General features: G+C 72.2%; 13 protein-coding genes. 11 read left to right on the forward strand and 2 right to left on the reverse strand.

Features of this window, described 5'->3' with window-relative positions:
- The first annotated feature begins 33 nt into the window (after positions 1-33).
- From ACTWLT_RS23975 to ACTWLT_RS23985, 3 genes are all read left to right on the forward strand, one after another.
- Entirely contained in the window at positions 34-249 is a 216-nt protein-coding gene (locus tag ACTWLT_RS23975; RefSeq protein ID WP_445320315.1) for a hypothetical protein, read from the forward strand.
- Positions 250-578: 329 nt separating this feature from the next.
- Positions 579-2,147, forward strand: coding sequence for an MFS transporter (locus ACTWLT_RS23980; protein ID WP_445320316.1), 1,569 nt, complete (start codon positions 579-581; stop codon positions 2,145-2,147).
- 11 nt (positions 2,148-2,158) lie between these two features.
- Positions 2,159-2,767 (forward strand): TetR/AcrR family transcriptional regulator, encoded by a 609-nt coding sequence (locus ACTWLT_RS23985; RefSeq protein ID WP_445320317.1) that lies wholly within the window; start codon positions 2,159-2,161, stop codon positions 2,765-2,767.
- 60 nt (positions 2,768-2,827) lie between these two features.
- Here ACTWLT_RS23985 and ACTWLT_RS23990 read toward each other — a convergent pair whose 3' ends face one another.
- Both ACTWLT_RS23990 and ACTWLT_RS23995 read right to left on the reverse strand, forming a co-directional pair.
- Positions 2,828-4,762: a helix-turn-helix domain-containing protein gene (locus tag ACTWLT_RS23990; RefSeq protein WP_252419142.1), complete on the reverse strand. Its 1,935-nt coding sequence runs from the start codon at positions 4,760-4,762 to the stop codon at positions 2,828-2,830.
- Positions 4,762-5,544, reverse strand: coding sequence for a 3-hydroxybutyrate dehydrogenase (locus ACTWLT_RS23995; RefSeq protein ID WP_445320318.1), 783 nt, complete (start codon positions 5,542-5,544; stop codon positions 4,762-4,764). The genes ACTWLT_RS23990 and ACTWLT_RS23995 overlap by 1 nt, the downstream gene beginning before the upstream one ends.
- 214 nt (positions 5,545-5,758) lie before the next feature.
- On the opposite strand from ACTWLT_RS23995, the gene ruvC reads away from it, so the two are divergent.
- The 8 genes from ruvC (at position 5,759) to ACTWLT_RS24035 (ending at position 15,173) form a co-directional block, all read left to right on the forward strand.
- Entirely contained in the window at positions 5,759-6,286 is a 528-nt protein-coding gene (gene ruvC, locus ACTWLT_RS24000) for a crossover junction endodeoxyribonuclease RuvC (RefSeq protein WP_445320319.1), read from the forward strand.
- Positions 6,283-6,885 carry a Holliday junction branch migration protein RuvA gene (ruvA, locus tag ACTWLT_RS24005; RefSeq protein WP_445320320.1) on the forward strand — a complete coding sequence of 201 codons (603 nt, stop codon included), beginning with the start codon at positions 6,283-6,285 and terminating at the stop codon, positions 6,883-6,885. The genes ruvC and ruvA overlap by 4 nt, the downstream gene beginning before the upstream one ends.
- Complete coding sequence (gene ruvB, locus ACTWLT_RS24010; RefSeq protein WP_445320321.1) at positions 6,882-7,949, forward strand: Holliday junction branch migration DNA helicase RuvB; 1,068 nt, start codon at positions 6,882-6,884, stop codon at positions 7,947-7,949. Before ruvA ends, ruvB begins: the two co-directional genes overlap by 4 nt.
- A 122-nt stretch (positions 7,950-8,071) precedes the next feature.
- On the forward strand, positions 8,072-8,428 hold the full coding sequence (yajC, locus tag ACTWLT_RS24015; protein WP_252419147.1) for a preprotein translocase subunit YajC: 357 nt from the start codon (positions 8,072-8,074) through the stop codon (positions 8,426-8,428).
- Positions 8,429-8,709: 281 nt separating this feature from the next.
- Positions 8,710-10,620, forward strand: coding sequence for a protein translocase subunit SecD (gene secD / locus ACTWLT_RS24020; RefSeq protein WP_252419148.1), 1,911 nt, complete (start codon positions 8,710-8,712; stop codon positions 10,618-10,620).
- A gap of 1 nt (position 10,621) precedes the next feature.
- Complete coding sequence (gene secF / locus ACTWLT_RS24025; RefSeq protein WP_252419149.1) at positions 10,622-11,815, forward strand: protein translocase subunit SecF; 1,194 nt, start codon at positions 10,622-10,624, stop codon at positions 11,813-11,815.
- Positions 11,816-11,922: 107 nt separating this feature from the next.
- Complete coding sequence (locus ACTWLT_RS24030) at positions 11,923-12,489, forward strand: adenine phosphoribosyltransferase (RefSeq protein ID WP_252419150.1); 567 nt, start codon at positions 11,923-11,925, stop codon at positions 12,487-12,489.
- Positions 12,490-12,659: 170 nt separating this feature from the next.
- On the forward strand, positions 12,660-15,173 hold the full coding sequence (locus ACTWLT_RS24035; protein ID WP_445320322.1) for a RelA/SpoT family protein: 2,514 nt from the start codon (positions 12,660-12,662) through the stop codon (positions 15,171-15,173).
- The last annotated feature ends 5 nt before the right edge of the window (positions 15,174-15,178 follow it).

The raw sequence follows: 15,178 nt of genomic DNA on the forward strand, positions 1-15,178 counted from the left end.
CCCGCGCTGCCCTGGTCCGCGCTGAACAGCGCGGTGTACCGGGCACGCCCGCACACCGTCGTGCTGTGGTCGCAGACGCCGGTCACCGGCCGCACGTACCGCCTGGTGCGCTTCGCCCGGGGCTTCCCGCTGCTGCGGGTGTACGGCGCCGGGCCCGGCTGGATCGAGCCGCTCACCGTGCCGGCGACCCACCTGCGGACGCTGCCGGCCGCCGTGGCCGCCTGCCTGGCCGCCCCGCGACAAGGCTGACGTCGGCGGCTCGCCGGGGGCACGGAGACGTCACGCTGGCCAGCGAGGGAGCCGATGGTCACCCCCGCCCTTTGCTCTGCTTCAACCCGCGCAACGGTTGCGGGCCGTTTGTGTTGCGTCGGTTGAAGCAGAGCAAAGGCGGCAGAGGATGCCCCCGACGGTTCGGATGCCGACCGGGATCGGGGGAGTGGGTGGCCGAATTGGCGTGACGCCCACCACATACGATACGGATCGGTTCCGTATCGTTAATGCCGCCCGTAGGCTGTCCCAGTTACGAGTCTGACCCGTATCGTATTGCGGTCGCGGGTGAACCGGGGGGAGAACCGGGCATGGAGCTGCACGACAACACGGGCCACCCGAGGAGGTGGCCGATCCTGGGGGTGCTGGTCATCAGCCTCCTCGTGGTCGTCCTCGACAACACGATCCTCAACGTCGCCCTGCGCACCCTGGCCGACCCGGTGCACGGCCTCGGCGCCAGCCAGGGCGAGCTGGAGTGGTCCATCAACTCCTACACGCTGGTCTTCGCCGGGCTGCTGTTCACCTTCGGGGTGCTCGGCGACCGCGCCGGCCGCAAGCGCTTCCTGATGATCGGCCTGGCGCTGTTCGGGCTGGCGTCGCTGCTCTCGGCGTACGCGCAGGACCCGGCCCAGCTGATCGCGGCCCGCGCCCTGATGGGGGTCGGAGGCGCGGCCATCATGCCGGTGACGCTCTCGATCATCTCCAACGTCTTCGACCCGCGGGAGCGCGGTCGCGCGATCGGCGTCTGGGCCGGCGCGGTCGGGCTGGCCGTGGCGATCGGCCCGATCCTCGGCGGCGCGCTGCTGGAGCACTTCTGGTGGGGCTCGGTCTTCCTGATCAACGTGCCGGTGGTCATCGCCGGCGTGGTCCTCGTCGCGCTGCTGGTGCCCGAGTCACGTGACCCGCGCCCGGGCCGGGTCGACGTGCTCGGCGTCCTGCTCTCCGTGGTCGGCCTGGTCGCCCTCTCCTACGGCATCATCGACGGTGGCGAGCACGGCTTCGGCCGGCCGGTCGCCTGGGGCTCGATCGTGGCCGGCCTGGCGGTGCTGGGCTGGTTCGTGCAGCACGAGCGGCGCAGCGACCACCCGTCGCTGGACGTTCGCCTGTTCAAGCTGCCCCGCTTCGCCGCTCCGGTGGCCATCGTCGGCCTGGTGTTCTTCGCCGCGATGGGCGTGATGTTCTTCAGCTCGTTCTACCTGCAACTGGTCCGTGACTACAGCCCGCTGCAGACCGGTCTGCTCTTCCTGCCCTTCGCCGGCGCACAACTGATCTTCGCGCCGCGCAGCGCCGCCATGGTCCGCCGCTACGGCGGCCGGGCGGTCGCCACCGTCGGGCTGGCACTGACCGCGGCGGCACTGGCCGCGTTCGCCTTCATCGGCGCGTCCACCCCGATCTGGGTCGTGCTGGTCGTCTTCTTCTTCCAGGGCGTCGGGATGGCCAACATCATGCCGCCGGCCACCGAGTCGATCATGTCGGCGCTGCCCCGGGAGAAGGCCGGCGTCGGCTCCGCGGTGAGCAACACCGTCCGCCAGGTGGCCGGCGCGCTCGGCGTGGCGGTCCTCGGCTCGGTGCTCTCCGCGGTCTACCGGGCCGACGTGGAGGGCGCGCTGACCGGCCTGCCCGCGCAGGCCCGCGACGCCGCCAACGAGTCGATCTCCGGGGCGTACGCGGCGGCCGGGCAGCTCGGCCCGGCTGCCCCGGCGTTGATCTCGGCCGCCAACGACGCCTTCGTCACCGCCATGCACTGGGCGGCGGCGCTCTCCGCGGTCGTCGCCGCGCTCGGGATCCTGGTGGTGCTGCGCTGGATGCCGGGCCGGGAGGTCGCGACCGCCGTACCGGCGGCGCCGGCCGCCGAGCCCGAGTTGGCCGGGACGGCCTAGGTTCGGAGACAATGTCCGACATGACCTCCACCGCCGATGCTCCGCGGTCGCCCGGGCGACCGCGGAGCCTCCGCGCCGACGAGGCGATCATCGAGGCCACCCTCGACCTGCTGGCCGAGGGCAGCACCATCGAGGCGCTCTCGATCGAGGCGATCGCCGCCCGCGCCGGCGTCGGCAAGGCCACCATCTACCGCCGCTGGGCCGGCAAGGACACCCTGCTGCTGGACGCGCTGCGCCGGCTCAAGGGCATCCTGCCGCAGCCCGAGGGGCACTCCGTCCGGGACGATCTGATCCTGCTGGTCGGCGCGATCGGCAAGAACGTCGACCCGCGCGCGTCGAAGATCATGCCCTGCCTGGTGCCGGAGGTGAACCGCAGCCCGGACCACTTCCGGCTCTACCAGAACATCATCGCCCCGCGCCGGCAGCTCATGCGCGAGGTGCTCCAGCGGGGCATCAGCGAGGGAATCCTCCGGCCCGACGTCGACCTGGAGGTCACCATGGCGCTGCTCACCGGCCCGATGCTGATCCAGCGGGTGCTGCAGTGGAACCCGGAGCTGGACGAGCAGACACTGCCGCAGCAGGTCGTCGACACCGTGCTGGCGGGCATCCAGGCCCGCTGACCCGACCACCGGGCGCGGGCCGCTGGTCCGGCCCGGTGGACCCGGGGCTGGCGGGCCGGGTCAGCTGATCGGGGCGCGCAGCCGGTGCAGGCGCAGCGCCAACTGCACCTCCAGCGCCCGCTCGGGCCGCTGCCAGTCGGCGCCGAGCAGCTGCCCCACCCGCTCCAACCGCTGGGTCACCGTGTTGACGTGCACGTGCAGCTGCTCGGCGGCCCTGGCCAGGCTGCCGCCCACCCCGAAGTACGCCTCCAGCGTCTTCACCAGCGCCGTGCCCCGCCGGGCGTCGTAGTCGACCACCGGCCCGACCGTGGCGGTGAGGAACTGGGCGACGTCCTTCTCGCCCCGGTCACCCACCGTGCCCAACAGCAGCCCCACGAAGCCCAGCTCCGCGGTGCTCGCCCCCTGGCCGGAGCGGCCCAGCGCGCCGAGCGCCGTGAGGCAGCGGTCCGCCTCCTGGAACGTGCCGGCCAGCGACGCCGGCCCGGTCGACGGGCCACTCGCCCCCGCCGTCACCGGCCGGCCCGTCACCCGCGACAGGTCCCGGGCCACCGCACGGGCGCTGCCACCGGCGTCCCGCCCGGGCAGCATCAGCACCACCCGGCCGTCGCGCGCCGCGGCCAGTCCACCCCGCGCCGAGGCGTACGTGGTGGCCCAGGAGAACACCCGCTGCCGGGCCGAGCCGGTGGCGGCGATCGCGTCGTCGCCCACCGCCACCAGCACGTGCGGCGCGTCCAGGTCCACCCCCAGCCGGCGGGCGCGGCTGCGCAGGGCGTCGGTGTCGCGCAGCGGCCGGGCGATCAGGTCGTCCAGCAGCTCCCCACGTACCCGCCCCTCCGCCTCGGCCACCGTGCGGCGGAACAGCAGCAGCAGAGCGGTCACCAGTGCCGCCCGCTCCAGGATCCGCTGGTCGGCGTCGACCAGCTCGTCGTCCGGGCGCAGCACCAGGGCGCCCAGGTTCTCCGTGCCCGCCACCACGGCCGCGTACCAGAGCGGACCCCGGCGCACGCTGCGTCCCTCGGTCCGGGACGCGGCCACCGCCTCGACGATGTCCGCCCGGTCCGGCTCGTCGATCTCGCCGACCCGGGCCAGCAGTCGGCCCTCGGCGTCCAACGCCAGCAGCGCCCCGTCCAGCACCTCGGTCACCGCGGCCGCCACGTCCTCCACCCCGCCGCCGCGCAGCACCAGCCCGGTCATCCGGTCGTGTGCCGCCGCGGCCCGCTCCACCGAGCTGCTGTGCGCGCGGATGGTGGTGTTCGCCGCCGACAGCTCGGCCAGCGCCGAGCGGGTCTCGGCCAGCAACCGCGCGGTGTCGATCGCCACCGCGGCGTGCGCGGCCAGGGAGACCAGCAGCGCCACCTCCTCCCGGGCGAACGGCCGGGCCGAGCGGTTGGCCGAGTAGAGCACCCCGATCGAGGTGGATCCGAGCCGCAGCGGCACCCCGAGGATCGCCACCAGGCCCTCCTCACCGACTCCGGCGTCGATCTCCCCGGTGTGGTGGAAGCGCTCGTCCTCCGGATAGTTCGCCGTCACGTAGGGGGCGCCCGACTGGGCCACCAGGCCGCCGAGGCCGGCGCCCATCGGCAGCCGCAGCCGCTGGAAACGGGCCGAGACCGACCCGTCGGTGACCCGCATGTAGGTGTCGCCGCGCTCGTCGTCGTTGAGCGTCATGTAGGCGACGTCGGCGCCGAGCAGGTTGCGGGCGCGGTGCACGATCGCCCGCAGCACGTCGTCCAGGTCGCGCAGCCCGGCGAGGTCGCTGACCGTGTCGTACAGGCCGGACAGCTCGGTCTCCCGGCGGCGCCGGCGCTCCAGCAGCGCGCGTACCCGCAGCGCCACCGTCTTGGCCTGCTCCAGCTCGGCCAGCCGGTCGGCCGGCAGCCCGGCGGCCCGCGCGGCCACCAGCGGCCCTTCGAACTCGACCGCCGCGGCCTCGCGGGCGAGCAGCTCCAGGAACTCCACCGGCGACGACATGGTCGACATTGTGCTCGGGCCCACTAGTTCGCCGTCCAGCCCCCGTCGAGCGCGATCGACGCGCCGGTGATGAACGCCGCCGGCGACGAGCAGAGGTACGCCATCAGCTCGGCCACCTCCTCCGGCTCGATCAGTCGCTTGATCGCGGCCCGGGCCAGCATTATCTTCTCGATCACCTCGGCCTCCGGCAGGCCGTGGCTGGCCGCCTGGTCGGCGATCTGGCTCTCCACCAGTGCGGTCCGCACGTACGCCGGGTTGATGCAGTTGGCGGTCACCCCGTGCGCGGCGCCCTCCAGCGCCACCACCTTCGACAGCCCTTCCAGGGCGTGCTTGGCCGAGACGTAGGCCGCCTTGTACGGCGAGGCGCGCAGCCCGTGCACCGACGAGATGTTGATGATCCGGCCCCAGCCCCGGGCGTACATGTGCGGCAGCGCGCGGCGGATCAGCAGGAACGGCGCCTCCACCATCACCCGCTGGATGTACTCGAAGCGCTCGACGGGGAAGTCCTGCAACGGCGCCACGTGCTGGAGCCCGGCATTGTTGACCACGATGTCCACGTCGACGTCGAGCCGGTCCACGGCACCGGCGTCGGCCAGGTCGACCCCCTCGGCCCGGCCGCCGGCCTCGGCGGCCACCGTCTTGGCCGCCTCCAGGTTGCGGTCCACCACGAGCACCTTGGCGCCGGCCGCGCCCAGTCGCAGCGCGCACGCTCGCCCGATGCCGCTGCCGCCCCCGGTGACCAGGGCGGTACGACCGGCGAGGTCGACCTGTACGACGTGGGGGACCGCCACGGGTTCTGCCGTCATGGCGCAAGAAGTTACGAGCTGTGTGGCCCCGGGCACATGGGCCGGCAACACATACTCCACACCAAAGCTGTGTGGCCCCTCCCGCGACGGGCCCTCGCCTGTCGCCCACCACACCTCCTTGATCGACAGGGGCTGGCGTGTCTGTTGAGGCGGGTGGGAGGGCGGGCAGTAGGGTGTCGAACACACGTACTGGTGATGGTTGGGGAGGGGTGGCGTGCGGGTTCTTGGTGTCGACCCCGGGCTGACCCGGTGCGGCGTGGGCGTCGTCGAGGGTGTGCCCGGCCGGCCCTGCACCCTGATCGCCTACTACGTGGTCTACACCGACCCTGCCGACGAGCTGCCGCTGCGGTTGCTACACCTGGACCGGTCGCTGACCAAGCTGGTCGCCGAGCACCAGCCGGAGAGCGTCGCCGTCGAGCGGGTGTTCAGCCAGCACAACGTGCGCACCGTGATGGGCACCGCGCAGGCCAGCGGCATCGCCGTGCTGGCCGGGGCGCGCGCCGGGTTGCCGGTGCAGACGTACACGCCGAGCGAGGTGAAGGCGGCGGTGACCGGGTCCGGTCAGGCCGACAAGGCGCAGATCACCGCGATGGTGACCCGGCTGCTGCGGCTGGACGAGCCGCCCAAGCCGGCCGACGCCGCCGACGCGCTCGCCCTGGCCATCTGTCACGTGTGGCGCGGCGGGACCCGCTCCAAGCTGGCCGCGGCGGCCGACCGGGTACGACGAGGAGGAGCACGATGATCGCCAGCGTGCGCGGCACGGTGACCGCGACGGGTCCGGACCAGGCCGTGATCGAGGTCGGCGGTGTCGGCCTGGCCGTGCACTGCGCCCCGGGGACGCTGGCCGACCTGCGGGTCGGTCAGACCGCCCGGCTGGCCACCAGTCTGGTGGTCCGGGAGGATTCGCTGACCCTCTACGGCTTCGCCGACGACGACGCCAAGGCGCTGTTCGAGCTGCTCCAGACCGCCAGCGGGGTCGGCCCGCGGCTGGCCCAGGCGGTGCTGGCCGTGCACACCCCCGACGCGGTCCGCAAGGCGATCGCCAACGCCGACGTCGCCGCGCTGACCCGGGTGCCCGGCATCGGCAAGAAGGGCGCCGAGCGCCTGGTGCTGGAGCTGCGCGACCGGATCGGCCCGGTGGCCATCGGCGCCGACGGCGTGGGTGGCGTGACCGGCGGCAGCTGGCCCGAGCAGGTCCGCCAGGCGCTGGTCGGGCTGGGCTGGACGGCCGGGCAGGCCGACCAGGCGGTGGCCGCGGTGGCGGAGGCCGTCGACGGTGAGACCCCGCCCGTGCCGGTCCTGCTCAGGCAGGCCATCCGCCTGCTGGGTCGCACCCGGTGAGCGAGACCGAAGGGCTCGTCTCGGCGTACGTGAGCGACGCGGATCGGGACGTCGAGGCCACCGTCCGGCCTCGCCGGCTGGCCGAGTTCATCGCCCAGGACCGGGTCCGTGACCAGCTCGACCTGTTGCTGCAGGGCGCCATGCGGCGGGGCTCCCCGCCGGACCACATCCTGCTCTCCGGTCCACCCGGCCTGGGTAAGACCAGCCTGGCCAACATCGTCGCCGCCGAGCTGGGTGCGGGCATCCGGGTGACCAGCGGCCCGGCGATCGAGCGCTCCGGTGACCTGGCGGCCATCCTGACCAGCCTCGGCGAGGGCGACGTGCTGTTCATCGACGAGATCCACCGGATCGCCCGACCGGCCGAGGAGCTGCTCTACAGCGCGATGGAGGACTTCCGGGTCGACGTGGTGGTCGGCAAGGGCCCGGGCGCGACCGCCATCCCGCTCGACGTCGAGCCGTTCACCCTGGTCGGCGCGACCACCCGGTCGGGCCTGTTGACCGGCCCGATGCGCGACCGCTTCGGCTTCGTGGCGCACCTGGACTTCTACGCCCCGGCCGACCTGGAGACGCTGCTGCACCGCTCGGCGCGGATTCTCGGCGTGCCCATCACCGCCGACGGCGCGGCCGAGATCGCCGGCCGGTCCCGGGGGACCCCGCGGATCGCCAACCGGCTGCTGCGCCGGGTCCGCGACTACGCGGAGGTGCGGGCCGACGGGGTGGTCACCCTGGGCACCGCCCGCAAGGCTCTGACCGTGTACGACGTGGACGCCCTGGGCCTGGACCGGCTCGACCGGGCGGTGCTGACCGCGCTGGTCGACTCGTTCCGCGGTGGCCCGGTGGGGCTGTCCACCCTCGCCGTGGCGGTGGGGGAGCAGCCGGACACGGTCGAGGAGGTCTGTGAGCCCTTCCTGGTCCGCGCGGGCCTGCTGGCCCGTACCCCACGCGGTCGGGTGGCCACCGAGGCCGCCTGGCGGCATCTCGGACGTAATCCGCCGAATGGTACATTTGGGGTGGATGTCCCACCGGCACCCGATCTGTTCTCGTTGGATGCCGATCAGCCGTGATGTGAACGTGATCTGCACCGCATTCGGTGTTCTCAGGTGCAGGGATTAGACTTCGCCGCGGTCTGTACAGGACGTGAGAATCCGCCTCCGCTCCGGCACCCCCCGTGCCGGGCAGGTGGCCAATGGGAAGGTCAGTAACCGTGCATTACGCAGCAGCGGGTGGCGGGGCCGGCAGCTTCACGCCGATCCTGATGATCGCCCTGCTCTTCGGGGTCATGTACTTCATGATGATCCGCCCCCAGCAGAAGCGCCGCCGCGAGGCGGAGTCGATGCAGTCCAACCTCGGCCCTGGCGACGAGGTCGTGACCATCGGCGGGCTCTACGGCACGGTCACCGGCATCGAGGACGACACCGTCCTGCTCGAGGTCGCTCCGGGCGTGCAGACCCGCTACGCCCGGCCGGCCATCGCCCGGGTGGTCACCCGCGCGGAGCTGCCGAGCGAGCCGGCCACCGAGGACGCGGACACCGTCAAGGAGTGACGCCCTCTCCCGGCGGTGGCGGGTCCGGCGTACGGCCGGTCACGTCGGCCGCCGGGGGCACCGCGCCCGACGGGGCAGCGGACGCGACGTGAAAACTGGATAGTTGGGTCGACGCCGGACGTCGGCACGTTCCCGTGACCGTCGGCGTCCCACGCCGGCGCGTCCGGCCACCGTGTCGGCACCCCCGCCGGCCCAGGTCAGACCCGTCGGCCGGGACCCCCGGCCCGACACCCGCCGCCGCCGCGCGCAGCGGCGCGACCGTACAGGGAGACAGGACAACCGTGGCACCACCTCAGGGACAGATGCGGCCCGGCCGGCAGCTCGCCGTGCTCGGGTTCATCTTCGTCGTCCTCTACCTTTTGGTGTTCTTCGCGGGCGGCGCCAGCGGCAGCTTGAAGGACCGGCTCGAGCCTAAGCTCGGCCTGGACCTCATCGGCGGGACGCGAATGACACTGGAGGCGACCAACAGCGTCGACGGCAGGCCCCCGACGGCCGAGAACCTCGAGGAGGCCCGCCAGATCATCGAGAGCCGGGTCAACGCGTTCGGCGTGGCCGAGGCCGAGGTGGTCACCGAGGGCAACCGGAACATCGTCATCTCCCTGCCCGGTGAGAACCGGGACCTCACTGAGGTGGGCGACGCCGCCGAGCTGCGCTTCCGCAAGGTGCTCAAGGCCGCCGACGGCAGCGGCGTGGCCGCCGCGCCGCCGCCGGCCGCCACACCGGCCCCCTCGGGCAGCGCGTCCCCGGCCCCGTCCGGCAGCGTGTCGCCGAGCCCGTCGGGCAGCGCCGCTCCGAAGGTGACCACGTCGCCCAGCGGCGGGCAGGGCGGGATGGCCCCGGCGCCCAGCGCCAGCGCCACGCCGACCCCGTCGGCCTCGGCGAGTGCCGCCGCGCCGTCGCCGAGCGCCAGCGAGGAGCCGGTGCCGGCCAGCATCGAGGAGCAGCGCAAGGCCGTCGAGCAGAAGGTCGGCGCCCCCGCCTGGCAGGCCGCCAGCGGGTTGCAGGCCCCGGCCGACCTGACCGCCGACCCGTCGCTGGCCGACAAGCTCAAGCCGTTCGGCACGCTGTCGCCGCAGGAGGTGGCGGTGCTGCCGGCGCAGATGCAGTTCAACGTGCCGACGATCGGCTGCGCGCAGCTCGACAAGCGCCCGCCGGCGTCGATCTCCGACCCGAAGCAGCAGGTGGTCTCCTGCGAGGACGGCGCCTCCAAGTACCTGCTCGACCAGGCCAAGGTCGAGGGCACCGACGTCAGCGACGCCGACGCGGTGCTCGACCAGACCAACGCCTGGGTGGTCAGTCTGGACTTCACCGGCGATGGCCAGGGCAAGTGGACGGCGCTGACCCGTGAGGCGTTCAACAACGAGGGCCAGGCCTGCGACGCGACCGCGCTGGGTCAGGACGGCAAGTGCCGGGTGGCCGTCGTGCTGGACAACGAGATCGTCTCCTCCCCGGAGATCCAGGGCGTGCTGACCGGCAATTCCCAGATCACCGGTAACTTCACCCAGAAGGACGCCAGCGCGCTCGCCGGCCAGCTCCGCTACGGCGCGCTGCCGGTGACCTTCGAGCCGCAGGAGTCGCAGAACGTCACCGCAACCCTGGGTGCCAGCCACCTGCGCGCCGGTCTGCTCGCGGCCGGCATCGGCATGCTGCTGGTCATCATCTACGCGTTCTTCTACTACCGGCTGCTCGGCTCGGTGATCTTCCTGAGCCTGATCCTCTCCGCGCTGCTGGTCTTCGGCGCGCTGGTGGTGCTCGGCCGGCAGATCGGCTTCACGCTCACCCTCGCCGGCATCGCCGGCATGATCGTCTCGCTCGGTGTGGCGGCGGACTCGTTCGTCATCTACTTCGAACGGTTGAAGGACGAGATCCGGGAGGGGCGCAGCCCGCGCAGCGCGGTGCCCCGAGCCTGGATCCGGGCCCGCCGGACGATCATCTCGGCCAACGCGATCACCCTGCTCTCCGCGGTGGTGCTCTACGTGGTCTCGGTCGGCACGGTCAAGGGCTTCGCGTTCGCGCTCGGCCTGGCCACCGTCCTGGACCTGGTCGTGGTCTTCCTCTTCCGGCACCCGATCATGACGATGTTCGCCCGGACCCGGGCGTTCCTGTCCCCGCGGGTCAGCGGTCTGGGCCGGGCACTCCCGGCCCGCACCCAGCAGACTCAGCCCCGCAACCCGCGCGCCAAGGAGGCCTGAGATGGCTGAAAACGGTCTGGCGAGCCGCCTCTACAACGGCGAGGCCGGTCTCAACGTCGTCGGTCGGCGCAAGCTCTGGTTCGGCGTCGCCGGGGTCCTGATCCTGATCGCGATCCTCAGCTTCGGGCTACGCGGCTTCAGCCTTGGCATCGAGTTCGCCGGCGGCAACTCGTTCCAGGTGCCGGCCAGCGTCGGCACCCTGGACGACGCCGAGCGGGAGGTCAACTCGGCCCTCGCCGCCGAGAACACCGGCGTCGAGGTGGCCACCGCGCAGAAGGTCGGCGGCCCCGGTGGGGATTCCTACGAGCTGCGTACGGCGCAGCTCAGCGTCGAGCAGTCCAACGCGGTCAAGGCCCAGATTGCCGAGGACCTCGGCATCGACGCGAACCAGATCAGTAGCAACCAGGTCAGCGAGGCGTGGGGCAGCCAGGTCACCGAGCGGGCCGTGCTCGGTCTGGTCATCTTCATCGCGCTGGTGATGGTCTACCTGATCCTGCGCTTCGAGTGGCGGATGGCGGTCGCCGCCGTCTCCTCGCTGTTCATGAACCTGATCCTCACCGCCGGCATCTACTCGCTGGTCGGCTTCGAGGTGACCCCGTCGACGATCATCGGCTTCCTCACGATCCTGGGCTTCGCGCTCTACGACGTGGTGGTGGTCTTCGACAAGGTGCAGGAGAACACGCGGGGCATCACGGCCAACAACAACCAGACGTACGGCGAGGCGGCCAACCTGGCCGTCAACCAGAGCCTGATGCGGTCGCTGAACACCTCGGTGGTCGCCCTGCTGCCCGTCGGTGGTCTGCTCTTCATCGGCGCCGGCCTGCTCGGCGCCGGCACGCTGAAGGACCTCGGCCTGGTGCTGTTCGTCGGTATGGCGGTGGCGTTCCTGACCTCCATCCTGGTGGCCACGCCCCTGCTGGCGCTGCTGAAGAACTACGACCCGCGGATCCAGGCGCACAACAAGCGGGTGCTGGCCCGCCGGGGCTCGCTGGCCCGTGGCGAGGTGACGCCGAAGGGCGCCCCGAGCCCGGCGCAGGCCGACGGGGCCGACGCCCCGATCGACCAGGACGCCGCCGCGCTGGCCGGTGCCGCCCCCAAGGTGGGCGCCCGTCCGGCGGGCAAGCGGCCGACCGGTGCCCGGGGCGGTCGCCCGGGTGGCGGCGGCAACCGGCCGGGCGGCGCCAAGCGGCGCTGACCGGCACCCGGGGTCAGACCCGGGAGGAAACGCCCGAACGGCGTCCGGCATGCTGTGCGAGCAGCATCGCCGGACGCCGTCGTCGTCGGAAGGGAAGCGGAACAGCCGTGACGGAGACCCACAGCACCGCGCCGCGCGGGGACAGCGGCCCGGAGGCCGCCCGACTGGTGGCCAGCCGGGTGCTGGACGTGCCCGACTTTCCCAAGCCCGGTGTCCTGTTCAAGGACCTGATGCCGTTGTTCGCCGACGGCAAGGTCTTCCGCGAGGTGATCGACGGGATCATCGACCACCACGGGCGGGACAGCTTCGACGTCGTGGTCGGCATCGAGGCGCGCGGGTTCGTCGTCGCGGCGGCCATCGCGTACGCGACCGGGGTGGGTGTGGTGCCGGTGCGCAAGGCCGGCAAGCTGCCCCGCCCGGCGCACTCGGTCTCCTACGCCCTGGAGTACGGGGAGGCCACCCTCGAGGTGCACGAGGACGCCTTCACGGCCGGGCACCGGGTGCTCGTGGTCGACGACGTGCTGGCCACCGGCGGCACCGCCGAGGCGACGCTGGAGCTGGTCGAGCGGGCCGGCGGCACCGTCACCGGGTTCACCGTGCTGCTGGAGCTGGCCTTCCTGGGCGCCCGCGAACGGCTGGCCCCGCGTCCGGTGCATGCCCTGCTGACCGTTTGAGGCCCGACCCGTCGGGCGGAGCGGGCGCGGACCGTCCGGCGGAGCGGCAGGGGACCGTCCGTGCGGGTAGCATTGCCCTTTGCTGACGCCGGCGGTACGCCGTCCGGCGGCGCGAGACCAGGCCGGCCGACGTACGGCCGGTGTGTTTCCGGCGAGCGGTGAGGAGGCCGGTGTCCCACGATGTCGTCCCTCCGGTGGAGGGCACGGTGCACCCGACAGGCGACGCTGACGGCTCGGTGACCGACCGGAACGGTGACGCGCCGGCCCGGGTGACGGGCTCGGGCAGGGCTCCGGCAGAGGGCGCGGTGCTTCCGACCGCTGCCGTGCCGGGTGCCGCCGAGGCGTCGCCCGGTGCCGACGGTGTCGTGGTCCCGTTCCCGACCGACGCCGGCCTCGACCCGTCACCGAGCGGTGGTTTCGGGCTGTCCAACGCGCCCACCGGCCGGCGGGTCCGGGCACGGCTGGCCCGCTTCAACGCGCCCTGGCAGACCTCGCAGGTCAGTGAGGTGCTGGAGCCGCTCATCGCGAGCCACCGGGACAACCACCCGAAGGCCGACGTCCGGCTGCTCCAGCGTGCCTTCGACACGGCCGCGCGGTGGCACTCCGGGCAGTACCGCAAGTCCGGCGACCCGTACATCACGCACCCGCTCGCCGTGGCCACCATCCTGGGCAACCTGGGGATGGACACCACCACGCTGGTCGCCGCGCTGCTGCACGACACCATCGAGGACACCGAGTACACGCTCGACCAGATGCGCGCGGACTTCGGCGGCGAGGTCGCCCTGCTGGTCGACGGCGTCACCAAGCTCGACAAGGTCAAGCTGGGCGACGCGGCCAAGGCCGAGACGATCCGCAAGATGGTCGTGGCCATGGCCAAGGACCCGCGGGTGCTGGTGATCAAGCTGGCCGACCGGCTGCACAACATGCGCACCCTGACCTTCCTGCCCCGGCCCAAGCAGGAGCAGAAGGCCAAGGAGACGCTGGAGATCCTGGCCCCGCTGGCGCACCGGCTGGGTATGAACACGATCAAGTGGGAGCTGGAGGATCTGTCCTTCGGCACGCTGTTCCCGAAGCGGTACGAGGAGATCAACCGGCTGATCGGGGAGCACCAGCCGCAGCGTGAGGCGCTGCTGCGGCAGGTGACCCAGAAGGTGCAGACCGACCTCAAGGCCGCCAAGATCAAGGCGGAGACGACCGGTCGGCCGAAGCACCTCTACTCGATCTACCAGAAGATGATCGTGCGGGGTCGCGACTTCAACGACATCTACGACCTGGTCGGTGTGCGGATCCTGGTCGACACGGTGCGGGACTGCTACGCGGCGCTGGGCGTGATCCACGCCAACTGGCAGCCGGTGCCGGGCCGGTTCAAGGACTACATCGCCATGCCCAAGTTCAACATGTACCAGTCGTTGCACACGACGGTCATCGGGCCCACCGGCAAGCCGGTGGAGATGCAGATCCGCACCTACGCGATGCACCGCACCGCGGAGTTCGGCATCGCCGCGCACTGGAAGTACAAGGAGCACAAGGGCACCCAGATCGTCGGCCCGCCGGCGCACATCGACGAGATGACCTGGCTGCGGCAGTTGCTGGACTGGCAGCGGGAGGCGGCCGACCCGAGCGAGTTCCTCGACGCGCTGCGCTTCGACCTGTCCAGCCAGGAGGTGTACGTCTTCACCCCGAAGGGTGACGTCATCCCCCTGCCCACCGGGTCCACGCCGGTGGACTTCGCGTACGCGGTGCACACCGAGGTCGGGCACAAGTGCATCGGCGCGCGGGTCAACGGCAAGCTGGTGCCGCTGGAATCCACGCTCTCCAACGGCGACGTGATCGAGATCTTCACGTCGAAGTCCGAGACGGCCGGCCCGACGCAGGACTGGCTGGGCTTCGTCAAGAGCCCCCGGGCGCGTACGAAGATCCGCCAGTACTTCAACAAGGAACGGCGCGAGGAGGCGATCGAGGCCGGCAAGGACGCGATCGTCAAGGCGATGCGCAAGCAGGGCATGCCGTTGCAGCGGATGCTCACCTCCGACGCGTTGATGTCGATCGCCCGGGACCTGCACCTGGCCGACGTGGCCTCGCTCTACGCGGCGGTCGGCGACAGCCAGGTCTCCGCGCAGTCGGTGGTGCAGAAGCTGATGGCCGCGTACGGCGGCGAGGAGGGCGCGGCGGAGGACATCGCCGAGACCGCCGTCGCCACCCGGCCGCCGCGCAGCCGGCAGAGCAGCAGCGACCCGGGCGTGGTGGTCCGCGGCGTCAGCGACGTCTGGATCAAGCTGGCCCGCTGCTGCACCCCGGTTCCGCCGGACTCGGTCTTCGGGTTCGTCACCCGCTCCGGCGGGGTGAGCGTGCACCGCGACGACTGCGCCAACGCCGAGGACCTGCGGGCGCAGAGCGAGCGGGTCGTCGAGGTCAGCTGGAAGCTCACCTCCGCCTCGACGTTCCTGGTCGCCATCCAGGTGGAGGCACTCGACCGGCACAAGCTGCTGGCCGACGTCACCCGGGTGCTCTCCGACGAGCGGGTCAACATCCTCTCCGCCACCGTCACCACCACCCGCGACCGGGTGGCGGTGAGCCGGTTCAGCTTCGAGATGGCCGACCCGAAGCACCTGGGCCACCTGCTGGCCACGGTTCGCAAGGTCGACGGTGTCTTCGACGCGTACCGGGTCACCTCCGGGGCCTGACCCCC

The sequence above is a fragment of the Micromonospora yongxingensis genome (genome assembly GCF_052601155.1).

What these genes read in the sequence shown, in the direction of transcription:
- ACTWLT_RS23980 (WP_445320316.1), top strand. Translation starts at nt 579, where the DNA reads ATGGAGCTGCACGACAACACGGGCCACCCGAGGAGGTGGCCGATCCTG.
- ACTWLT_RS23985 (WP_445320317.1), top strand. Translation starts at nt 2,159, where the DNA reads ATGTCCGACATGACCTCCACCGCCGATGCTCCGCGGTCGCCCGGGCGA.
- ACTWLT_RS23995 (WP_445320318.1), bottom strand. Translation starts at nt 5,544, where the DNA reads ATGACGGCAGAACCCGTGGCGGTCCCCCACGTCGTACAGGTCGACCTC.
- ruvA (WP_445320320.1), top strand. Translation starts at nt 6,283, where the DNA reads ATGATCGCCAGCGTGCGCGGCACGGTGACCGCGACGGGTCCGGACCAG.
- yajC (WP_252419147.1), top strand. Translation starts at nt 8,072, where the DNA reads ATGGGAAGGTCAGTAACCGTGCATTACGCAGCAGCGGGTGGCGGGGCC.
- secF (WP_252419149.1), top strand. Translation starts at nt 10,622, where the DNA reads ATGGCTGAAAACGGTCTGGCGAGCCGCCTCTACAACGGCGAGGCCGGT.